General features: G+C 65.4%; 21 protein-coding genes. 9 read left to right on the top strand and 12 right to left on the bottom strand.

Going from position 1 to position 21,959, the window contains the following annotated elements; all coding sequences use genetic code 11:
* The first annotated feature begins 48 nt into the window (after positions 1 to 48).
* Positions 49 to 3,567: a PAS domain S-box protein gene (locus tag ABIA42_RS31965; protein ID WP_370117656.1), complete on the top strand. Its 3,519-nt coding sequence runs from the start codon at positions 49 to 51 to the stop codon at positions 3,565 to 3,567.
* Between the two features lie 97 nt (positions 3,568 to 3,664).
* Here the strand turns inward: ABIA42_RS31965 and ABIA42_RS31970 are convergent, their stop codons facing one another.
* Positions 3,665 to 4,300, bottom strand: a complete 636-nt coding sequence (locus ABIA42_RS31970; protein ID WP_028181008.1) for a response regulator transcription factor — start codon at positions 4,298 to 4,300, stop codon at positions 3,665 to 3,667.
* A 149-nt stretch (positions 4,301 to 4,449) separates the two neighbouring features.
* Here ABIA42_RS31970 and ABIA42_RS31975 point away from each other — a divergent pair, with 149 nt between their 5' ends.
* Entirely contained in the window at positions 4,450 to 4,752 is a 303-nt protein-coding gene (locus ABIA42_RS31975; protein ID WP_271527641.1) for a hypothetical protein, read from the top strand.
* A gap of 155 nt (positions 4,753 to 4,907) precedes the next feature.
* Here ABIA42_RS31975 and ABIA42_RS31980 read toward each other — a convergent pair whose 3' ends face one another.
* The 7 genes from ABIA42_RS31980 to ABIA42_RS32010 form a co-directional block, all read right to left on the bottom strand.
* The gene (locus ABIA42_RS31980; protein ID WP_271527640.1) at positions 4,908 to 5,411 is read right to left on the bottom strand and encodes a response regulator; all 504 of its coding nucleotides are present in this window, start codon (positions 5,409 to 5,411) and stop codon (positions 4,908 to 4,910) included.
* A gap of 141 nt (positions 5,412 to 5,552) precedes the next feature.
* Positions 5,553 to 5,870, bottom strand: a complete 318-nt coding sequence (locus ABIA42_RS31985; protein WP_028181011.1) for a hypothetical protein — start codon at positions 5,868 to 5,870, stop codon at positions 5,553 to 5,555.
* Position 5,871: 1 nt separating this feature from the next.
* On the bottom strand, positions 5,872 to 6,753 hold the full coding sequence (locus tag ABIA42_RS31990) for a protein-glutamate O-methyltransferase CheR (protein ID WP_271527639.1): 882 nt from the start codon (positions 6,751 to 6,753) through the stop codon (positions 5,872 to 5,874).
* Positions 6,754 to 6,813: 60 nt separating this feature from the next.
* Positions 6,814 to 7,200, bottom strand: coding sequence for a response regulator (locus ABIA42_RS31995; RefSeq protein WP_028181013.1), 387 nt, complete (start codon positions 7,198 to 7,200; stop codon positions 6,814 to 6,816).
* A 32-nt stretch (positions 7,201 to 7,232) separates the two neighbouring features.
* Positions 7,233 to 7,703: a chemotaxis protein CheW gene (locus ABIA42_RS32000; RefSeq protein ID WP_271526910.1), complete on the bottom strand. Its 471-nt coding sequence runs from the start codon at positions 7,701 to 7,703 to the stop codon at positions 7,233 to 7,235.
* Positions 7,704 to 7,724: 21 nt separating this feature from the next.
* Positions 7,725 to 10,520: a chemotaxis protein CheW gene (locus tag ABIA42_RS32005; protein ID WP_370115684.1), complete on the bottom strand. Its 2,796-nt coding sequence runs from the start codon at positions 10,518 to 10,520 to the stop codon at positions 7,725 to 7,727.
* Positions 10,521 to 10,950: 430 nt separating this feature from the next.
* On the bottom strand, positions 10,951 to 11,211 hold the full coding sequence (locus ABIA42_RS32010; protein ID WP_370117649.1) for a hypothetical protein: 261 nt from the start codon (positions 11,209 to 11,211) through the stop codon (positions 10,951 to 10,953).
* A gap of 211 nt (positions 11,212 to 11,422) precedes the next feature.
* Between ABIA42_RS32010 and ABIA42_RS32015 the strand changes: the two genes are divergently transcribed.
* The 3 genes from ABIA42_RS32015 (at position 11,423) to ABIA42_RS32025 (ending at position 13,114) form a co-directional block, all read left to right on the top strand.
* On the top strand, positions 11,423 to 12,121 hold the full coding sequence (locus ABIA42_RS32015) for a Crp/Fnr family transcriptional regulator (RefSeq protein ID WP_370123825.1): 699 nt from the start codon (positions 11,423 to 11,425) through the stop codon (positions 12,119 to 12,121).
* Between the two features lie 156 nt (positions 12,122 to 12,277).
* On the top strand, positions 12,278 to 12,655 hold the full coding sequence (locus ABIA42_RS32020; protein WP_271527790.1) for an Hpt domain-containing protein: 378 nt from the start codon (positions 12,278 to 12,280) through the stop codon (positions 12,653 to 12,655).
* Positions 12,656 to 12,865: 210 nt separating this feature from the next.
* Complete coding sequence (locus ABIA42_RS32025; protein ID WP_271527791.1) at positions 12,866 to 13,114, top strand: hypothetical protein; 249 nt, start codon at positions 12,866 to 12,868, stop codon at positions 13,112 to 13,114.
* Positions 13,115 to 13,186: 72 nt separating this feature from the next.
* Here the strand turns inward: ABIA42_RS32025 and ABIA42_RS32030 are convergent, their stop codons facing one another.
* Positions 13,187 to 13,810, bottom strand: a complete 624-nt coding sequence (locus ABIA42_RS32030) for a LuxR C-terminal-related transcriptional regulator (RefSeq protein ID WP_370117645.1) — start codon at positions 13,808 to 13,810, stop codon at positions 13,187 to 13,189.
* 332 nt (positions 13,811 to 14,142) lie between these two features.
* On the opposite strand from ABIA42_RS32030, the gene ABIA42_RS32035 reads away from it, so the two are divergent.
* The 3 genes from ABIA42_RS32035 (at position 14,143) to ABIA42_RS32045 (ending at position 17,308) form a co-directional block, all read left to right on the top strand.
* The gene (locus ABIA42_RS32035; RefSeq protein ID WP_271527793.1) at positions 14,143 to 15,306 is read left to right on the top strand and encodes a hypothetical protein; all 1,164 of its coding nucleotides are present in this window, start codon (positions 14,143 to 14,145) and stop codon (positions 15,304 to 15,306) included.
* 339 nt (positions 15,307 to 15,645) lie between these two features.
* Positions 15,646 to 16,044 carry a hypothetical protein gene (locus ABIA42_RS32040; protein WP_370117642.1) on the top strand — a complete coding sequence of 133 codons (399 nt, stop codon included), beginning with the start codon at positions 15,646 to 15,648 and terminating at the stop codon, positions 16,042 to 16,044.
* A gap of 49 nt (positions 16,045 to 16,093) precedes the next feature.
* On the top strand, positions 16,094 to 17,308 hold the full coding sequence (locus ABIA42_RS32045) for an EAL domain-containing protein (RefSeq protein ID WP_271527794.1): 1,215 nt from the start codon (positions 16,094 to 16,096) through the stop codon (positions 17,306 to 17,308).
* A gap of 9 nt (positions 17,309 to 17,317) precedes the next feature.
* Here the strand turns inward: ABIA42_RS32045 and ABIA42_RS32050 are convergent, their stop codons facing one another.
* Complete coding sequence (locus ABIA42_RS32050; protein ID WP_370143709.1) at positions 17,318 to 18,178, bottom strand: DMT family transporter; 861 nt, start codon at positions 18,176 to 18,178, stop codon at positions 17,318 to 17,320.
* A gap of 161 nt (positions 18,179 to 18,339) precedes the next feature.
* On the opposite strand from ABIA42_RS32050, the gene ABIA42_RS32055 reads away from it, so the two are divergent.
* On the top strand, positions 18,340 to 19,716 hold the full coding sequence (locus ABIA42_RS32055; protein ID WP_370123822.1) for a PLP-dependent aminotransferase family protein: 1,377 nt from the start codon (positions 18,340 to 18,342) through the stop codon (positions 19,714 to 19,716).
* Here ABIA42_RS32055 and ABIA42_RS32060 read toward each other — a convergent pair.
* Positions 19,713 to 20,327 (bottom strand): GDYXXLXY domain-containing protein, encoded by a 615-nt coding sequence (locus tag ABIA42_RS32060; RefSeq protein ID WP_370117638.1) that lies wholly within the window; start codon positions 20,325 to 20,327, stop codon positions 19,713 to 19,715. The genes ABIA42_RS32055 and ABIA42_RS32060 overlap by 4 nt on opposite strands.
* Positions 20,324 to 21,595, bottom strand: coding sequence for a DUF2157 domain-containing protein (locus ABIA42_RS32065; RefSeq protein WP_370117635.1), 1,272 nt, complete (start codon positions 21,593 to 21,595; stop codon positions 20,324 to 20,326). Before ABIA42_RS32065 ends, ABIA42_RS32060 begins: the two co-directional genes overlap by 4 nt.
* Between the last annotated feature and the right edge of the window lie 364 nt (positions 21,596 to 21,959).

The raw sequence follows: 21,959 nt of genomic DNA on the forward strand, positions 1-21,959 counted from the left end.
GCTCCGGGCCGGAACAGGCGCGATACGGCAAGCCCGGCGAAACCCCCCATGAGACTGGCAACGACGCTGGCAACGCGGCTGGCCATCGGGATGATCCTGCTGGTGGCGGTGACCGTGGCCGCAGTCGGATGGCTGGGCTATCGCAACACCACGCAGGCCGTCATTCCACGGGTCCTGGAGCGGGTTGAAGCCCAGTCACGCCTGCTCGCGACCAATCTCGAATCCTACGTTGCCGGCGTGCGCGGCGATATGGTCGGCTACCGCGCCGCAGCGGCAATCAATGGCCTCATCCGGGCTCACACCGGTGGAGGAACCGACCCCATCGATGGCGTCTCGGAGCAAACCTGGCGCGAGCGTATCGCAACGCGGCTCGCGGCCGAGATCGACGCCAAGCCCATCTATGGGCAGTTCCGGATCATCGGTGTCGACAACGACCAGCGCGAACTGGTCCGCGTCGACCGCTCCGGACCGGGCGGAACGGCACGGATCGCCCCGGACGGCGAACTGGAGCGGAAGGGCGACCGAACCTACTTCAAGGAAACCATGCGGCTCGGGCCCGGCGAGATTTACGTGTCCCCCATCGATCTCGCGACCCGCCACGGGGGAACCACGGCCGCTCACGCTCCGACTTTGCGGGTCGCGATGCCTTTGTTTGCATCCGACGGCAAGCCGTTCGGCCTTATCGTCGCCAATGTCGACATGCGTCCGGCACTCGAGCGCGTCCGCTCCACCGTGACCTCGGGAGGGGAGATCTACGTCGTGAATTCGCGCGGCGATTATCTCATCCATCCCGATCGCACGCGGGAATTCGGCGCATTGCACGACCGTGCCAACGACTGGCGCAAGGACTTTCCATATTTCGCCGCCTTGGCCGGCACGCTTGAAGTATCCACGCGGCTCATACCGGATGGATCCGGCCGGCCGAGCGGCGCGGCCATCGCGCCGGCGCTGCTCGCGGGCCAGGAATGGGTCGCAATCATCGAGACGATTCCGGCGCCTGTGTTCGGCCTCGTGCCAGGGGCCATCCAGAGAACCTCCTTGCTCGTCGGTGTGCTGGCCGTGCTCGCAGCGGCCTCACTCGCGGTGCTGCTGGCGCGTTCGTTGACACGCCCGATCGGGCGCCTCACTGCGGCGGTGCAGGCCATCGGCAGCGGACGTCCAGCGGAGATTCCCGTCGATGCTGGCGGTGAGACCGGCGTGCTGGCGCGGGCCTTTGCCCGGATGGTCGAGGAGACGCGTGCGAAAACGGCCGCTCTCGAGCGCGAGATCGAGGAGCATCGCCGCACCGAGGCTGCGCGAAGCCATCACGCGGCGCGCGAGAGGCTGTTCAGCGCCGCGGTGGAATCATCCGACGATGCGATCGTGATGCAGACGCTCGATGCGGTCATCACGGGCTGGAATCCGGCCGCCGAACGTCTCTATGGCTATTCGGCGGAGGAGGCGATCGGCAAGCCCACGTCGATCATCGTCCCGCCCGACCGTCGCGCGCACGGCAAGGACTATTTGCAGCGGATCGCACGGGGCGAGCCGATCGAACGGTTCGAGACCGTACGCCTGCGCAAGGACGGCACGCCGGTCGAAATCTCGCTCAGCCTCTCGCCGATCAGGGGTCCATCCGGCGAGATCGTCGGCGTCTCCGGGAGCGCGAGCAGCCTGACCGAGGCGCGGCGCGCCGAGCGGGCGCTGCAGCACCAGCTCGAGGAGCGGCGACAGATCTTCGAGACGTCGCAGGACCTGATCATGATCATGGATGCGCGGGGCCATATCGCGCAGATCAGCCCGAGCAGCGAAGCCATTCTCGGCTACCGGCCGGACGAGATGATCGGCCGCAGCGGCGCCGATTTCATTCATCCCGATCATCTGGAGCAGTCGCGCGCCGAGATGCGCGCCTTGCGGCGCGGCGAGCGTCCAAAGCTCGCCGACACCCGCTGCTTCCACAAGGACGGCCACGGGGTCTGGCTGTCCTGGCTCGGTAACTGGTCCGAGCCGGCGCATCGATTTTTCTTCATCGGTCGCGACATGACAGAAGCACGGCTCGCGCAGGAGTCGCTGCGCGAGAGTGAACGGCTCGCCCGCAACATCGTCGAGACCTCGCTCGACGCCTTCGTCCAGACCGACGAGACCAGCAGCATCCTGAGCTGGAATTCGCAGGCCGAACAGCTCTTCGGCTGGCGCCGTGACGAGGTGCTCGGCAAGAGCACGATCGATCTGATCGTCGCCGAGAGCGAGCGTGAGAGGGTCAGGGCGGGACTGCGGCGTTTCCTCGAGGATGAGGACGGCAGGACGCTGAACCGCCGCCTCGAGCTCATGTGCCGCCGCCGCGACGGCAGGGAATTCAGGGCCGAGCTGAGCGTCACCGCCCTGAAGCGCCGCGAGGGCCTGTTGTTCAACGTGTTCTGCCGCGACCTCACCGACAAGATCGCCGCCGAGGAGCGCATCCGTCACGCCGAGAAAATGGAAGCTGTCGGCCAGCTTACCGGCGGCGTGGCGCATGACTTCAACAACATTCTGACCGTCATCACCGGGACGATCGAGATTCTCGCGGAGGCGGTCGCGAAGGAGCCGCAGCTCGCGGCCATCACCAAGATGATCGACGAGGCCGCCGCGCGCGGCGCCGATCTGACCCAGCACCTGCTCGCCTTCGCGCGCAAGCAGCCGCTCCAGCCGCGCGAGATCGACATCAACTCGCTGATCGTCGACACCGCGAAACTGTTGCGGCCGACGCTGGGCGAGCAGATCCAGATCGAATCGGTGTTCGAGGACGAGAATTGCGTCGCGATCGTCGATCCCAACCAGCTCACCACCGCGATCCTCAATCTCGCGCTCAATGCTCGCGACGCCATGCCCGGCGGAGGCAAGCTGATCCTGGAGACTGGCGCCGCCTATCTCGACGAGATCTATGCCAGCGCGAACGATGTGCCGCCGGGGCGCTACGTCCTGATCGCCGTGAGCGACACCGGCTCCGGCATCCCCGCAAACATGTTGACCAGGGTGTTCGACCCCTTCTTCACCTCGAAGGGACCGGGCAAGGGCACCGGACTCGGGCTTTCGATGGTCTACGGCTTCATCAAGCAGTCCGCAGGTCACATCAAGATCTACAGCGAGGAGGGCCACGGCACCACGATCAAGATGTACCTGCCGCCCGGCAAGACGGCGACAGCGGTCGGCGAGGGCGTGACGCCGGCGACGATCGAGGGCGGACACGAGACGATCCTCGTGGTCGAGGACGACCGTCTGGTGCGGGACTACGTGCTGGCGCAACTGCATTCGCTGGGTTACGTCACCTTGCAGGCCGCGAACGCCGCGGAGGCGCTCGCGATCGTCGCCAGCGGAAAGCCGTTCGACCTTCTGTTCACCGACGTCATCATGCCCGGCAAGATGAACGGACGGCAGCTCGCCGACGAGTTGATGAAGTCGCGCCCGGATCTCAAGGTGGTCTACACGTCAGGCTATACCGAGAACGCGATCATCCATCACGGCCGGCTGGACTCGGGTGTTCTGCTGCTGGCAAAGCCCTATCGCAAATCGGATCTTGCGCAGATCATCCGCAGGGCGCTGAGCGGGTGATGCCTGGGAGCCCCGTAGCCCGGATGCGCGAAGCGACATCCGGGACTCTGCGGCAGCGTTCCCGGGTATCGCTTCGCTCACCCGGGCTACAAACTCCCTACGATGCGCGCTGGGCCGCAGTCATCACGATGCGGATCAGATCGGCGGCATTGCGCGCGCCGAGCTTCTTCATGATGTTGGCGCGATGGTCCTCGATCGTGCGCGGGCTGATGCCGAGCGTTCGGCCGGCTTCCTTGTTGGATGCACCGGAGGCGAACTGCTCCAGCACCTCGCGCTCCCTGCGCGTCAACGGCTCGCGTCCGGGGAAATGCAGCGAGCCGAACTTCGGCGCTGCATTCTGCGCCTGCCTGCGTGCATAGGCGCCGATCGCCTCATCGAGCCGGCCGACGATCTCGCTGCCGCGGAACGGCTTCTCGATGAAGTCGAGGGCGCCGCTCTTGATCGCGCCGACCGCCATCGCGATGTCGCCCTGACCGGAGATCATGAAGATCGGCGCCGGATAGTCCTCGCCCTGCAACTCCTTCAGGATGTCGAGACCCGACTTTCCGGGAATATGCACGTCGAGCAGAATCGCAGCCGGTGTGCGGCTTCGCGCGACCGAGAGCAGTGCTGCACCGTCCGCAAAACAGATCACGTCATAGCCCGCCGCCTTCAACACCATCGACAAGGTGTCGCGAACGGCAGGGTCATCGTCCACCACGAAGATTTCACCGCGAGAGCTTTGTTCGGCCATGTGCCACATCCGGTTGGCATGAAGGACTCGCGTCCGCGCCAACCCTTATGGCGCTCGGCGCGGATTCGGCCCACCCGTATTTGTACGGGACATGGACTTAACGCACAAGTAGCGGCAAGGTGCCTAATTGCGGGACACGGAGATTATCCATGCTAAATTTCGCTGGCCCGGCCCCGCTTGTCGCGACGTCTGCAACTGACAGCCGTCAGTTGATCGCAGCCGATCTTCGCTCTCTGATCGTGCGCATCGACATCAGTCTGCGCCTGATCGACGCAGTCATGGCTGAGGAAGACGCGGCGGGGCACGTGAGCGCTATCGCGGGTTCCAATGAGATTTTCGTGCTCGACGACGTCACGCCCCGTTACGCCGCGGCGGGCGCCGCTCTCATTGCCTGCCGGGCGGGGCTCGACCACGCCCTGCAACAATTGTCGGAACCCGGCAATCAGGCCTGAGCCGCAATCAGCGCGGCGGAGCCGCCGCAGCCGCTTGCATGGCAGCTCAGCGCGTTAAAGCGCGATGCGATCAGGATGAATCGTCACCGCGCTTTAGGTTGTTGTTCAAGCATGATCTTTTCGGAAAGCCGCGGCGCACTTTTCCGGATCATGCTTTAGGCGCGATGCCGTTCCACGATCGCGTCGTTGGCGACACCACCCCAGGTGTGGATCGCAGGCAGGCCCATCGCGATCTTGCCGAGATTGGCGAGGCTGATGCGCAGTGCCGCGAGATCGAGCGGCTTCGGCAGGCTCTGCAACTCGATCCCGACGGAGCGGGCAAAGCTGCGGGCGGCGCTGCGGCGGCTGCCGTCCATGCCGCTGATGACGATCACGGAGCCCGCGAATTTCGCGCTCGCCATCTCGCGCAGCACGTCGATGCCGTCGCCATCCTCCAGCACGAGGTCGAGCGTCACGCAATCAAAGCGCGCGGCGCGGAGCTTCTCGATCGCGTCCGTCACGGATGGCGCCACGGTGACTTCGTGGCCGGCCTGCTTGGCGGCGACCGCGATCAGGCGGCGCTGCGTGGCGTCGTCGTCGACCACCAGGAGCTGAAGCGCACGCCGCTCGGCGACATCGGGGAGGTTTGACGAGACGGGGGAAAGAGAACTTCTGGGCATTTCCGAATCCTGAGATTGAGGCCCTCAATGGATACACGGCTCGCGCTTAGGCGATGTAAAGCTGCTGCGGCCAATTGATTCGAATGCGTTCAGCAAATGTGAAGCAAGGTGCCGGAAGGAATGGCGGCAGCTGCGGCCAGATCACGCCGCGGCGTCGTGGCCGCCGGCCGCACCGCGCTTCTTCCTGTTCTTGCCGCGCAAGAACTGGATGTCCATTTCGGCGCCGTTGACGCGGACCAGCTCGCAGCGGCGGTAGGCGAGGCCCGTTGACGACAGCAGCAGGAAGAACTCTTTCAGATTCAATCCCTGGATCGAGCCCTCCACCGTGAGGATGGCGTCGGTGTCGGAGATTGCGTTGAGCTTGCAGTCCCGCCGCCAGGTGCCGTCGATGGCCATGATGCAGACATCATAGCCGCGGCTGAACGTCACGCGCTCCGCGCCCTTGCCATCGTCGGCCATGTTATTGTCCCGCCATCGCCGCCGCCATGCGCGGCGCCGCTGCGGCGAGAACCGGCTTGGCTGCTGCCGCACGCGGATCGTTCGGCTTGTAGAGGCCGCGCCGCTCCGGAATCGGTCTGAACGTATCGGTCAGTCCGACCACGGTCTCGGCGGCGCCCAGCACCAGGAAGCCGTCCGGCTCGATCTGGCGCGCCAGCCGGTTGAAGATGTTGATCTTGGTGTCCTGGTCGAAATAGATCAGCACGTTGCGACAGAAGATGACGTCGAAGGTGCCGAGCTGGGCAAAGTCGTGCAGCAGGTTGAGCTGGCGATGCTGGATCATCGCCCGCAATTCGGGATTGATCTGCCAGGTCTCGCCGGTCTGCTTGAAATATTTGACCAGCATCTGGATCGGCAGGCCGCGCTGCACCTCGAACTGGCTGTAGACGCCGGCCCTCGCCTTCTCCAACACCTCTTGCGACAGATCGGTCGCGATGATCTCGACGCGCCAGCCGGTGAGGGCCGCGCCCATCTCCTTCAGGCACATCGCCAGCGAATAAGGCTCCTGCCCGGTCGAGCCGGCGGCGCACCAGATCCGCACGCTGCGGCGGTTGGCCCGCGCCTTGATGATCTCGGGCATGATGTGGTCGCGGAAATGATCGAACGGGACCTTGTCGCGGAAGAAGAAGGTCTCGTTGGTGGTCATCGCCTCGACCACATCGGTGATCAGCGTGCGCGAGCCGGCTTGCAGCTTCTGCACCAGTTCGGCGATGCCGGAGAGCCCCGCCTTGCGGGCGAGCGGCAGCAGGCGGCTCTCGATCAGATATTGCTTGTCTGCGGACAGGTCGAGACCGGAATTATCCTTTAGGAACTTACGCAGATACTCGTACTCGGTCGGGGTCACGGATGGCCTCTCGGAAGCTGTACTGGAACACTCTGGCCCAAACACTCGGGCCAGACACACTCAGACCATGGCTTGTCCGACCGGGATCAAACCAACTTCAGCGAACTTGTCGGCGATAATGTCTTTGTCGAAGGGCTTCATGATGTACTCGTTGGCGCCGCCGCTGAGCGCCTGCGCGATATGAGCCACGTTGTTCTCGGTGGTGCAGAACACCACCTTGGGCTGGTCGCCGCCGGGCAGGCGGCGCATGTGGCCCATGAACTCGAAGCCGTCCATGACGGGCATGTTCCAGTCGAGCAGCACCGCGTCGGGCAGCTGCCGCTGGCAGATCTCGAGCGCCTTCGCGCCGTCCTCGGCCTCGGTGACCTCGAATTCCAGACCTTCCAGGATCCGGCGCGCGATCTTGCGCACCACGCTGGAATCATCGACCACCAAACACGTCTTCATTTTGGTTCTCCGGCTTCGATGGTTTCGTTGGTTCAGGCCGCCATCATTTCGGGTGCGAGCTCGAGGACGCGATCGACGTCGAGGACGACCATGAGCTGGCCGTCGAGGCGGTGGACGCCGCCTGCGAGCTTGGCCATGCGGGGGTCGAGGTTGACGGGGTTCTCCTCCTTGCCGTCCTCGGGCAGGCGCAGCACCTCGCCGATCTGGTCGATCAGCAGGCCATAGGATTCGCCGCGCAGGTCGACGCCGACCGCCATCGGCACCTTGCCGTCCTCGGCCTTGGGCAGGCCGAGACGGGCGCGCATGTCGACCACGGTGACGATGCGGCCGCGCAGGTTCAGAACCCCTGCGATCTCGCGCGAGGACAGGGGAACGCGGGTGACGCGCTCGGGCATGAACACGTCCTGGACGCGGGAGATCGGCAGGCCGAACAGCTGGCCGCCGATCATCGCGGTGACGTATTCGACCATGGCGCCTTCGCTTACTTGCGTCTTGCTGGTCATCGCTTGTCTCCTGATCCTGTCTTAGGCCGCGGCCCGGCTCAGCTCGGAAGCGCCGGCGGCGCCCGCGGTCTGCTCCTTCAGCGCCGCGATCAGGCCGGGACGGTCGAACTTGGCGACGTAGTCGTGGAAGCCGGCCTGACGGCCGCGCTCGATCGCCGCCGGCGACACCAGCGCCGACAGGCCGATGATCGGCGTCGCGGCGAGATTGTTGTCGGAACGGATCACTTCCGCGAACTCGAACCCGTTCATGTCGGGCATCTCGATGTCGGTCAGCACCACGTCGAAGCTCTGGGCGCGGAGCGCGGCAAGGCCCTCCTGCGCGGTCGGCGCGGTGCGGACGCGGTAGCCGGCGGCCTTGAGCACCGGCGCCAGCATGTTGCGGAAGAAGGCCGAGTCGTCGACCAGCAGCACCGACTGCGAGTGCATCGACGGCTTCATCTCCTTGCGGGTGAACCAGTCGGAGAACGCCATCGGCAGGAAGTGGCCGACGTCGATCACCTCGGTGGCCTGGCCCTTGATCACGGCCGAGCCCAGAATGCCCGAACTTGAACCGCCGACCTCGATGTTGAGCCGTTCCTCGACGATGTCGATGATCTCGTCGACGACGAGGCCCATGGAGCGGCCGTCGTCGGCGAACACCAGGATCGGCTGGACGCCCTGGCTGGCAATGGTGACGCCTTCCATGGCCACCAGCGGCATCAGCTGCTCGCGGTACTGCACCATGTAGCGGCCGTTGCTGAACTCGATCTTGTCTGCGGGGAGCTCTTCCAGGCGGGTGACGAGCCCGAGCGGGACCGCCTTGGGCTGGGACGAGCCGGCGCGGAACACCAGCAGCGAGGTGGTCTGCTCGCCCGATCCGATGTGATGGCCGGCCGCGTCGTCGCCCATGTCATGGGCCGAGGAGCCGGCGGCGCCGAGCGCCTTCGCAATGCCGTTGGGATCGATGATCATGATCACCGCGCCATCGCCCAGAATGGTGTTGCCGGAGAACATGTCGATGTGGCGCAGCTTGGTCGACATCGGCTTGACCACGATCTCCTCGGTGTGGAACACGCCGTCGACCACGATGCCGAAGGTCTGGCTGCCGACCTGGGTCACCACGATGAAGCCGTTCTCGGGGTCGGAGGCCGCGCCGTCGTCGATCTTGAGCAGCTTCTTCAGGTGGATCAGCGGCAACAGCTTGTTGCGGAGCCTGAGGACCGCGGTGTCCTTGATGCGCTCGATGCGGTGCTCGGAGTTGGCGCGGGCCCGCACCAATTCCACCACCGAGAGCTGCGGGATGGCGAAGCGGTCGCCGGCGGCTTCCACGATCAGGGCCGAGACGATGGCGAGCGTCAGCGGGATCTTGATGGTGACCGAGGAGCCCTCGCCGGCCACGCTCTTGATGTCGATGGTGCCGCCGATCTGGTCGATATTGGTGCGCACCACGTCCATGCCGACGCCGCGCCCCGACACCGAGGTGACGGCCGCCGCGGTCGAGAAGCCCGGCGCGAAGATGAACTTGTGGATCTGGGCTTCCGACATCTTCTCCAGCTCAGCCTCGGTGACGAGACCTGAGGAGATGGCCTTGGCCTTGATCTTCTCGGTGTTGAGGCCGCGGCCGTTGTCGGCGATGCAGATGATGATGTGGCCGCCCTCGTGATAGGCGGACAGGCGAATGGTGCCCTGCTCGCCCTTGCCGGCAGCCAGACGCTCGGCGGGGGTCTCGAGGCCATGATCGGCGGAGTTGCGCACCATGTGGGTGAGCGGGTCCTTGATCAGATCGAGCACCTGGCGGTCGAGCTCGGTGTCGGCGCCGTGCATCTCCAGTTCGATCTGCTTGCCGAGCTCGCTCGACAGATCCCGGACGATGCGGGGCAGCTTCTGCCAGGCATTGCCGATCGGCTGCATGCGCGTCTTCATGACGCCTTCCTGCAGCTCGGCGGTGACGTTGGAGAGGCGCTGCAGCGGCACCTTGAACTCGGTGTCCTCGTTGCGCCTTGAGATCTCCAGCAGCTGGTTGCGGGTCAAGACCAGCTCGGAGACCATGGTCATCAGGTGCTCCAGCGTATCCACGTTGACGCGGATCGACTGGTTGGCGATGCTGGCTCCCTCGCCGGCGCCCTCATCGGCCATCGACTTCTTCGGCGCGGCCTTCTCCCTGGCGGGTTTGGCTTCCGCGACAGGCGCTTCGGGGGCGGGCTCGGCCTTTGCTTCAGACTTGGCTTCAGCCTTTGCAACGGGCGCGGGCACCGGCGCCTCGATCGCAGTCTCGCGGAAGGCGCGCTCGAGCTCGTCGAGCGAGACCTCGCCGGGACGCAATGGGCGCTCCAGCGTCTGCTCGATCAGCGAGCCCGAGGTCAGCTCCTTGGCGGGTGCAGGCTTTGCCTCGGCAACCGGCGCCTCCGGCGCCAGCGGCGGGGATTCGGCGACGGGAGCCGAACCGGCCGCCATGGCGGCCATGCCCTGCTCGACCATCGCTTCCAGCTTGTCGATGAGGTCGCGGTCGTTACCTTCAGGCTCGGCTTCGGTCGCCTCCAGCCCGGCCAGGATCTCCTTGATGCGGTCGATCGAGGACAGGATCACCGTCACCGCCTGCCCGGTCACCGGCATGCCGTCACGGAATTTGCCCATCAACGTCTCGCCGGCATGCGCCAGCGCTTCCAGCCGCGGCAGCCCGAGGAAGCCGCAGGTGCCCTTGATGGTGTGGACCAGGCGGAAGATGTTATCCAGGATCTTGGCGTTGTTCGGCTCCTGCTCGAACTTCACCAGCTGATTGTCCACGGTGTCCAGGCTCTCGCTGGTCTCCGTCAGAAACTCCCGCAACAGATCATCCATGAGCTACGCCTTACTGACCTGGATTTGAACTCGACGCCTGAGCCACCCTTGGCACGGACGGACGCCTATCCTCGATCGTTAGACATCCCCTTTCACAGTCCCGTTAATTTCATCCTCCGTCCTACTACGGATATTGAAGCGAAGTTTGCGGTTCGATCGCGTGCCCCAGCGCTTTTCGGCAAAACCGGCTCGACGCCGCCGAGGAGTCGGCGTGCGAGGTAAACGTGCCGATAACAGCCGGACGAGGCGCGCGGGAAAGTCCTGCTCGCGAAGAGCATTGGAGACGGCCTGCGGGAGGTTGAACCGAACCGCCCGCAGCCGGCGGTGTTCTCGTGACCTGCGCTTCGCGGTATTGCCGCGACGTGCGCGGTCCGCGCATGAGGTAAACGAACTCTTACCCTGCAGCCATAGCGGCTCGTGCTGCGCTAACCTAGCCGCGCAGCCAAGCAATGCCACCGCCACGATGCTCTGGCAGGCAATGCGGCATGACGATGCCGATGATCATCAGATCGAGCTGGTCGTGTTCGAACGTGCAGCCCGGCTTGGCCAGCCTTGCCATCATCATCCGAAAATTGTTGGACCATGTCACAACCTTTAGGCTAATATCTGCCAGACTTACAACTGAGCGACGAACGGGCACTGCCGACGGATCCGATGGACGCGTCGTGCTGTTTCCCGGAACTGCTTCCATGCTTGAAATCGGAGCTTTCCTTCCAGTCGCTGCCGCAAGCGCGCCGTTTTGCAAGCACGAAGCGCCGCAGGAAGCGATTGCCGCGGCCGGACAACCTGTCTCAATTGCCAATATATCCCGGCCTGTACATGATTGAACTTACCGCGCAGGGCCGTGATTTCGCATGTCGCGATTCGACGGTGCAGGAACAGGGGAGGCAGCTTTGGCAACGATGGCGCGTCCACCGAACGGATTCCTGTCCGCACTGTCGGCGGACGATTATGAATTGATCCGTCCGCACCTGCGAACGGTTGATCTGCCCCATGACGCAGTGCTGGCCGAGACCGGCGAGACGCTCAAGCGCGCCTATTTTCCGCACCGCGGCGTCATCTCGCTGGTGGTGGAGCTGGCCGGGGACGAGCATGTGCAGGTCGCCATGATCGGCCGCGACAGCCTGCTCGGGACGCTCTCGATCATGGGCGAGGCGTCTGCATTGAACACCGCCCTTGTGCTGGTTCCCGGCGTCGCCTCGGTGGTGGATCTGGACCCGCTGCGGATCGCCGCCGACCAGAGCAGCACCCTGCGCACGTTGCTCACGCGTCACGGGCTTGCGGTCTACGTCCAGGTGCAGCAGACCGCCGGCTGCAACGCCGCCCATCCGGTGGAGTCGCGGCTGTCGCGGTGCCTGTTGCACACTCATGATCTGTCGGGCGACTCCCGGCTGCTGCTGACCCAGGAGACCATGGCACGGATGATCGGGGCGCGGCGCAACAGCGTGTCGCTGGTCGCCCACTCCTTGCAACAGGCCAATTTCATCCACTACAGCCGCGGACACATCCAGATCATCGACATCGACGGCCTGCGCCAGACGGCGTGCGCCTGCTACGCCACCGTGAAGGCCCAGTACGACCGGCTGCTCGGCATACGCTGAACGCCGCGTGCGATTGGTAAACCGCCGGCTAATGCCGGTCTTCAAACACCGGCCATCCTGCTACCGGAACTGAAATTCCGATGCCGTAGACACGGGACGTACCTCGCGCCGCCACGTGCCGCGCGACAACGAACGATGATCAAGGCAAGCAAGCCCATGTTTGACGCATCCGTCGCGCCTGCGCAGAACGCGCTTGATGCCGAGCCCGCGCGCGAGCCGCGCGCGTACGAAGCGCTGGTGCGCGAGATCGGCGAGGATGCCGCCTGTGAAGTGCGCGATGTGTTCTGGAGCGAGACCCGTGCGCGCCTGCAACTGTTCCGCACGCTCTCGCTTGCGCAGCACCACGCCCGGATCGCGCGCGAGGCGCATTCGCTCAAGAGCGCAGCCGGGACGTTCGGCTATGTCAGGCTCGCAGCGCTGGCGTTGCGGCTGGAAAAGACCGCGGAGGGCCTCGGCGAGGCCGAATTCCGCGCTCTCCTGGACCGGATGGATGCCGCCTACGCCGCCGCGCGCGCGCAAGAGCCGCAGGTCTAGCTAGAGCCATCTTCCTTCCGATCGAAGTCGGACGGGAATCGCGCAGCATCTCGCATTGACGCGTTTTTCTTGCGCGAACCGGTATCCACTCCGCTCGAAGACGCTCCGGCGCGGACCGCGCGAAGCCCGCCGTACTTCTACGGTTTGGGATGTTCATAGATGGCTAATCATAGGAGGTGATAGTCCCGGGGAAAACCAGGAGGGTTTCCAATGTTCAAGTACGAGACGGCAGACCAGAAAGAGGTTCGTCGCTTCCGCATCGCACAGTTCAACGGCCGGATGGCGACAGTGAAGGCCGGCGAGTCCACCGTGACCGGTTTCGTGCGTTCGGTGCTTGAGCAGGAATCGAGCGTGCCTCCCCGCTGGACCATCACGATCATTCCGAACGCGCCGAAGGAAGAGATCAAGCCGCTGCGTCGCGTCTCCCCCGCGCGTCCGTTCGCCGAAGATTATTTCTGAGCAGGACGGGTTTCCGAACGTCTCGAGAGATGTCGCGGGCGCATCGCCTGCCGGCGACGCAGCACGCCCGCCTCAGTCGATCGAATGCAGTAGCGCCGCACGGACGAGATCCGCGGTGTTGCGCGCACCGAGCTTGCGCATCGCCTCGGCGCGATGGCTCTCGAAAGTGCGCGGGCTGATCTGCATGCGAAGCGCGCCCTGCTTGTTCGAATAGCCTTCGCTGATCAGCCTCAGCACCTCGCGCTCGCGCTTGGTCAGCCGCTTCTGGCCCGACGGACCGACGGGCTCGGCGCTGGGCACGCGCTGCGGCTGCAGCGCGCGGGCGGCCTTCGATTGCGCCTCCTCGGTGCTGGACGGGATCGGCAAGCCGCCCTTGTGAGGGCCGGCAAGCTGCTTGACCAGACCGCAAACGCGCTCGGTCTGTACCAGCGCGTTCTCCACCACCCGCTGCAAATAGGCACGATCGCCCGTAGCAGGCACGAGCTGATCGCTGTGGTGCTTGATCTCGCCCATGTAGAGCAGGAGCGCAGTCAGGGGGCCGTTGAGCTCGCGGGCGATGGCCGCGGCCATTTCGTCGGCCGCCTTGGCACGGGCGGCGCTCAGGCGGACGAAATCGGGCTCTTCAGCCGGCGCAGCGCCGACTTCGTCCCATTCCGACGGCCGCGAATCAGCGGCCGTATTGTTCGGTGACCCCATATCACTCGTTTAGCGGAACCGAGGCCGGTCTGTGCTTAACTTTTTTCTCCGTAAGACTACGGTGATTTGGGCTCTTTTGCGCTAAAAAGGCGGCTTCGGCACAATTTGTGCTTGCGTGCGGCCGCCCGCGATCGTGCAGCGGTTGAGTTCCGGCCGACATCTTAAGCGGTCAGACGGAAAACTCCCTTGATGGCCGCCTCCGACCGATGCCCGTCCCCCGGCTTTTACGGATTAATTAACGGCGACTTGCTTCTCTAGGGAGGTTGAGCGCGCAAATGCCTCCACGCATTGGGCCCGCAAGCCAGCGGGACACGCTGCGAAAGATGCGTGCCATGAACGAGATCGATCGACTGTCGGAATTCCTGCAGAGGCTGACGCCGCTGTCGCGCAGCTGTCTGCTCAGCGAGCTCGAGCGGCTCGAGCTGTGCGGCATCGACATGCCGGGTTCGGCCGACATCCAGTCCCGCTTGCGCGCCGAGTTCCGCAAGGACGGATCGACCCAGGCACGCGCCACCAACCCGTCGCGCTATTTCTTCGCGCCGCTGCAGTTGCTGCTGATCGACGGCGCGCCAGAGCATGCCAATCTGGGGCGGATCTCGCGCAACACCCTCACCCCGATCTGGGAGTGGATCTGCCGCGACCTGCTGCCGACCATGGCGCGCGACTACATCAAGGCAGTCAACGACCAGATCGCGGCGAACGACCCGAAGGAGGTGCAGAAGATCGCGTCGACCTTCCAGACCAAGGTCGTCAAGGTCCTCGAGAGCACCCTCACCTCGTCGGAGAGCACCGAACTGGCGCGAGCCAAGCTCGCGCAGTACACGGCCTCGCGCACTGCCTTCGACGACGTCGTGAAGATGCTGCATGTCTTGCGCGCCGGCGATGCGCTACCGAAGTTCAACGAGAAGCTGCCCGAGAGGATCGCGAAGTTCGACGACGGCCAGGTCGCCCAGACCACCGCGCAGCTCGACGCCTTCAAGAAAGCCCATCCCGAGGCGCTGCCCTTCGCGCTGGCGCTGGTGGCGCGGCGTCTGAAGACGTCCTGGCAATTGGTGCGGCTTGCCACCAAGGCTGCTCCGAGCAAGGCCGCCGCGGACATTGCCGCCACGCCCTATGCCTGCGTCGTTCACATGGTCCTCGACCGGCTCGACGACAAGCGCCTCGCGCTTCGTATCGCGCTCCGAAACAACCGGGTGCTGGTCGCCCGCGACCTGCTCGCCGAAATCTACGACACCGAATATGCGCTCAAGGTCCGCATCGACGGCATCGAACATTGCGACTGGGGCGTCCGTCTCCAGCAATTGATGGACGCGATCGCGAAGCTGGTGTCCGCCGAGGTGAGCCGCTTCCCCGCCAATGTGGGCCACATTCTCGGATCGCGGCGGCTGCGCAGCCACGACACTCTCGGCGGCAAGCTGACTTATCTGGCCTGGAAGGGACGCGACGCGATGCAGGACGGTGCGGCGGCGTTCCGCAAGTTGATCGGGCAAAACTAGGCGCGCGGCGCGCGCGGCAGGCTCAGGAAACGGTCGAAAAACCGCCCGGACAGCACGAATCTGAACCACCAATACATCATTCGCCGCATCGTCATTGCTGTAGTCCTCGACAGCCCACCACCGGCTGCGCGGAGCAATAGCGCAGGTGCAGCAATGTGCGTGTGATGTGCTTCACATTCTTGGCCGCCGGACCGGTCGCGTTGTCGCAGAACCACCGCGCGCGAAAGCGCAGTATGCGCGCATGGCGGGAAGACGAGCTCCGGTGCAGCCGTCGCTCCGATGCGCGGCAAGAGCTGCCGAAGTGGAATTGCCGATGAGCCCGGCTCGACGAGATGGACGATGGTGGGCGTTGCCAGTGCGCGCGCTGACGCTCACATCGACGACAATGACGCAGACGTCACCGCCGCAAGGCAATTGCAGACCGACCACAACCACAAGCACCACCAGCCGCGCCCCTCGAGCGAGCAGGCGGGCTGGCGTGACACGAGAAAGTCGCGGGCAATCAATCCTCCGCCGGCCTCATCGCTGCGTCGGCGACCGCATTGCGCGACGCAGTCGAGCGGCAAACTGCACGCCCATTGCGCGCGGCAGGCATTTCACGTGCGTCGACCGTCGTTGTGCGTGCGATGCCTGGGGATGCGGATTCTTTTCGAAGATTCTGTCGAAATATTAGCTCGAATTGCAGAGCTTAACGTTACCCAAATTATTCAAGAACGATGTGAAGCTCTCCTTATTTGAACCCACGCTCGCCGTTTAAAAAACCGTCACGGAACGGGAGTGGTGGACGATGAACGATGGGATGACTGAACTCGTCGGACGGAGGCCTGTGACCTTCGGACGACGAAAGGTGACGCCGCGCGCTTGCGTGGCCGATAGCAAGCGTCACCTGCGCGCCTTTCTCAGCGAGGTGCTTGAGGATCTCGGCTTCGTCACCTGCGAATGCGCCAGCGCAGACGAGCTGCAAACCGTGCTCGCCACCGAGTTGCCGGACCTGATCTTGCTCGGCGTCGCAGCCGATGGCATCGAACCGGGACGATTCCTCGAGATCCTGGTGCGCGAGGCATTTGCCGGCAGGGTCCTCGCCGTCGGTGCCCGCGAGTCGATCATCGTCAAAGCCGTGCGGCAGGTCGGTGAGGAATACGGCCTTGCGATGCTGCCGCCGCTGACCACGCCCTTTGCCGCGGAGACGCTGCGCGAGCGTGTTGCGATGCTGCTGCCGGAGGAGCCGGCGCCGAGCCCGGCGGTGCATGTCGGCGAGGCCTTGCACGCCGGCTGGCTAGAGCTCTGGTACCAGCCCAAGATCGACGCGCGCACGCTCGTCCGCAGCGGCGCCGAGGCGCTGGTGCGGATGCGGCATCCGACCTGGGGCGTGGTGCCACCGGCCTATTTCATCCCGGAGCCGCACGATCCGCATTTCCGCGGTCTGTCGGAGTTCGTGATCGATCGCGCCGTGCAAGACTGGCACTATCTTCTGGAACAACAAAGCCCGGTCGATCTGTCGATCAATCTTCCCGCCTCCTATCTGAGGGAGCCGCACGCGGTGCGCGATCTCTGCCGGCGCGTGCCGACGCATCCGGCCTTCGGCGGCCTGACGGTCGAGATCGACAGCGACGAGGCGATCCGCGAGCTCGATCTCCTGACCGAGGTCGCGCGCGAGGTGGGCCTGCACAATATCGGCCTGTCGATCGACAATCTCGGCACCAACTGGCCGTCGCTGATGGAGCTCGACAGAATTCCCTTCGTCAAGCTGAAGGCCGATCGGCAATTCGTCACCGGCAGCGGCGGTGACCGGCTGAAGCGCACGGTGTGCCGCCACATCGTCGAGCTGGCGCAGAGCTTTGGCGCGCGCACCGTGGCTCAAGGGGTCGAGAGCCGCGCCGACCTCGTCGCGGCGAACGAGCTCGGCTTCGACCTCGTGCAGGGCTTTCTGTTCGGCAAGCCGATGCCGCTGAAGAAGTTTGCAAGGAGCGCGCTGACGCGGACGGTGATGGGGGAGGCGTGAGGCACAGCCTCACGCAAACCGCCGCGCGAAGAAGACGCAGACGACCACGAGCGCGGTCGCGGCGATCATGCTCCAGGCGACGGGCTCGCGCAGCAGGAAGCCCGCGAGCGCGAGACCGAAGAACGGCTGCAGCTGCTGCAACTGGCCGACACGGGCAATGCCGCCGACGGCGAGCCCGCGGTACCAGAAAATGAAGCCGACGAACATGCTGAAGACGGAGACGTAGGCGAGCCCGATCCAGGCGGGCACAGTGACGCCGCTCCAGGTCGACGGCCATGTCAGAATCGCGAGCGCCACCATCAACGGCAGCGCGAGCAACAGCGCCCAGGAGATCACCTGCCAGCCGCCGAGGCGGCGCGACAGCGCGGCGCCTTCGGCATAGCCGAGGCCGCACAGCACGATCGCGGCCACCATCAGGAGATCGCCGGTGAGCGACGCCGAGCCGTCGCCAGCGAGGGCGAAGCCGGCCACCGTGGCGCTGCCGAGCACGGCGAACAGCCAGAACAGCGGTTGCGGCCGCTCACCGCCGCGCAGCACGCCGAAGATCGCCGTCGATAGCGGCAGGAGGCCGATGAAGACGATCGAATGCGCGGAGGTGATGTGCTGGAGCGCGAGCGCCGTCAGCAGGGGGAAGCCGACCACGACGCCGACGGCGACGATCGCGAGCGAGGCGAGATCCTTCCGTGCCGGCCGCGCCTGACGGAGCAGGCCGAGCAGCGCAGCCCCCAGCAGCGCGGCGATCACTGCGCGCGCGGACGTCAGGAACAGCGCCGAGAAGCCGCCGACCGCAACCCGCGTCGCCGGCAACGACCCGCTGAAGATGATGACGCCCAGGAGACCGTTGCCCCAGCCGCTGCCCGCAGATTGCATGTCACCTTATTCCCTGGCGCGGCCATCTATCCGCTTCGACCGTGGCGAAGCCAGCGACAATCCCATACAATCTGACGAAACTGTATTGATATGGAAGGCCATACACATTGGGCGCCGACACACGAGTGAAGGGCCGCAACGGCACGCGGACCGCCGATGTCATGAGCGCGGTCCGCGCCAAGGTCGCGGGCCGCGCCCTCGGTGCCGGCGACCGTCTGCCCTCGATCCGCAGCCTTGCCGCGACCATGGACGTTTCACCCTCCACGGTGGTCGAGGCCTATGACCGTCTCGCAGCCGAAGGCCTGATCCGCGCGCGCCGCGGCTCGGGCTTCTATGTCTCCCCGACGGCAACGCCGCCGCTCGCGCTGGCCGAAGTCGAGCCGCGGCGCGACCGCGAGGTCGATCCGTTCTGGGTGTCCAGGCAGTCGCTCGACGCCGATGCAGCCGTGCTCAAGCCCGGTTGCGGCTGGTTGCCGGCAGACTGGATGCCGGAGGCCGGCTTGCGGCGGGCCGTCCGTGCGCTGGCGCGGGCCGACGAGAGCCTGCTGACCGACTATGGCAGCACGCGCGGCGCACTGGCGCTGCGCCGGCTGCTGATCACGCGGCTGGCTGAAGATGCAGTTGAGGCGTCAGTCGACCAGCTCATGCTGACGGGCTCGGGGACGCAGGCCACCGACCTCGTCTGCCGCTTCCTGCTCCGTTCCGGCGACACCGTGCTGGTCGACGATCCCTGCTACTTTAATTTCCGCGCACTGCTGCGCGCACATCAGGCAAGGATCGTCGGCGTGCCCACCACACCGTCGGGCCCGGACGTCGCCCGCTTCGAGCAGATTCTCGGCAGCGAACGGCCGCGGCTCTACATCACCAATTCAGCGCTGCACAATCCGACCGGCGCGACGCTGTCTCTTGCGACCGCGCACCGGCTTCTGACCGCGGCTGCCGCGCACGACCTCACCATCATCGAGGACGACATTTTTGGCGACTTCGAGCCGGAGCGCTCGCCGCGCCTTGCCGCGCTCGACGGTCTCACCCGCGTGATCCGCATCGGCAGCTTCTCCAAGACGCTGTCGGCTTCGGTGCGCTGCGGCTACATCGCGGCCCGCGCCGACTGGATCGAGCATCTCGTCGACCTCCAGGTCGCAACCAGCTTCGGCGGGCCGAGCCCGGTCGCGACCGAGATCATCGCGAAAGTCCTGGTCGGCGGCAGCTATCGCAAGCACATGGACGAGCTCAGGCAGAGGCTCACGCGCACGCGTCGCGACGTCGCGCGTAAGCTTCAGGCCCTGGGGATCGAGCCGTGGCTGATGCCGCGCGGCGGCTTCTTCCTGTGGTGCCGTCTCGCCGACGGATTGGATGCCACGGCCGTTGCGCGTGCCGCGCTCGAGGAGGACGTCGTGCTCGCGCCGGGAAACGTGTTCAGCGTGTCGCAGTCGGCGTCGCACTTCATGCGCTTCAACGTGGCACAGATAAGCGAGCCGAGAATGTGGGACGTGCTACGGCGGGCTTTGAAGTCGGCGCCCGGAATCACCGGCAGCTAGTACAACGGCTCCTCATACACCGGCTCGCCGTCGAGCAGCAGACGCTTGATGGCGGCGCGGCCGGAGGGCAGCACGGCGGCGACGACCCGCAGCTTCTGCTGATTGCGCGCCTGCTCGAGCTTCCGGCCCTCGCCCTCGGGCACGAAGTAGCTTTCGAGACCATATTTGATCAGCAGCTTGTCGCAGAAGGTGCGTCGGCCGGATCCACAGGACCCGCCGTAATTGGCGACGCGACCACGGATCAGCACTTCGGGCGCCGTGACCGTGACGGGCTCGGCATGCACCGAGACCGCCGCGTAGAGGCCGTTGGCGTCGGGTGCAAGCTTGACGAACACGACCGGATTGCGTGCGTCGGCCGGCTTGCCGGCGAGCACGCCGGCCGGTAGTTGCGAGATGTCGTAGCGGAGCACGACATAGTCGCCGCGCAGGAGATCGCGGGGATCGACCGGCTGAGTCTGCAACGTGACCTCGGTGCCTTCGCGCAGGATCTGCATCCGGTCGGCGACCATCAGGACAAGCAGCGCACATTGAACGAGGATGGCGGCGACGAACAGCGCCGCTTTCGGGATGCGCTGCCAGAGCCCGGTGAGGGACGCGATCGTCTTGTTCATCGCTCAGCCCTCGGCAGCATGCGATTGAGCGCGGTTGCGAATAGGACGGCCACCACGCCCGCGGCGGCAAGGAAAGCCGATCGGCGCAGCAGCGAGCCCTTCACGGCCCAGGTGATGCCCGCAATGACGCCGGCGATCCCGAGCCAGCCGGCAACGATGCGCGGACGCGCTGCATCGAGCATGCCGGACACGACGAGGCACAGCATGGCGCAGAGCAGCACGGCATAGGCGAACCAGGGCTCGCCGGCCGTGGATGCCGGCCAGAGCGGCGCCGCGACCAGCACGAGCCCGATCGCGCATCCTGCCAGGACTTCACCCGGGCGCCTGGTGATCGCGGCAGACACAAGCGCAAGGATCACGCCGGCAACGCCGCACAGGATCGCCCAAAGCGGCTGGGATGGCACCGTGGCAGTCCGGAGGCGGATGATGTCGTCGACGGTCGTCACTTCCAGGACGGCAACGCCGGCCAGCGACAACGCTCCGTAGATCGACAGAACTGTTCCGAGGCAGAGCGCCCGCGGCGAGGGTGCTGCGGCGATCGCGAGCCCGGCGCCGAACAACAGGGCCGCACCGTTCGCGAGCACGAATGACGGCTGGGCTCCATCGAATTCGAAGCGGAGCGACGTCGCAATCCACCACGGCAGCACTGCGAGCGCGACGAGATGAGCCGCAGCGCGCGAATTCCAGGCGAAGGCGAGGCCTGCTGCGACCAGCCAGGCCGCCACGAACGGAAGATGCAGGACGTCGGGCGCATCGTAGATCCGCATGCACGTCCAGATGCTGGCGGCGACGAGACTGACCGCGAGCGCACCGCGCGAGCCGGTCAAGAACGCGGCGGCAAACGCGCCGATCGACCACAGCAGCATGCCGCCGGCAAAATCCTCGCCGAGATGATACATCTGGCCGACCAGCGCGATGCCCGCACCGAAGATGATCGCCCCGATGCTGGCGCAGAGGTCGGCGAGAACGTTTCGACCGGTCGCAGCGAACCAGGCCCCGAGGCCGCCGGTGACAACCATGCCGGCGAGCAGGATCGCGAACCGCAACAGCCGCGCGATCTCCGTCCAGTGCGCGGCCACGAAGGCGAGGAAGGCCGCCGCGATCAACAAGCCGCCGACGATGGCGACGACCACGGCGATGTTGATGCTCGCCGGCAGCGGCGGCAGCGCATTGCGGATGGAGGCGGCCGCCGCCGGCGCGATCACGCCATCAGCTTCCCATTGCGCAAGATCGGCTTCGAGGCGCTGCCGGTAGGATTTGTCGAACATCGTTGGGGATCACCAGGGTCCCGCCGGATGGCGGCACGTTGCTAGGTCGGATCGCGCGAGGAGTGGGTTCAAGCGGGCGGCGGGCTGAGGGTCTTTCCGGCAGCAGCCACAAAAAGCACGAAAACAACCCCATGCACAGTAGACGGCGGCTGCAAGATCAAGGACTTACGCAAGGCCGAAGCCGTCTGCCAATCACAGCGATCCCCCTCGATGCCGATCGATTGGCGAAAAGGATGGTATTCCCGCTTAAATTGAATCAATCCATTTGAAATCATCAGCCGGGGAATCAGAATTTACAACTGTCGGTTGAAGCGACGATTACATTGACGCAAGCGCCATCCTGCTCCATCGAGGGAATTTTTCC

This window comes from Bradyrhizobium sp. USDA 327 (genome assembly GCF_041262065.1).
Lineage (GTDB): Bacteria > Pseudomonadota > Alphaproteobacteria > Rhizobiales > Xanthobacteraceae > Bradyrhizobium > Bradyrhizobium liaoningense.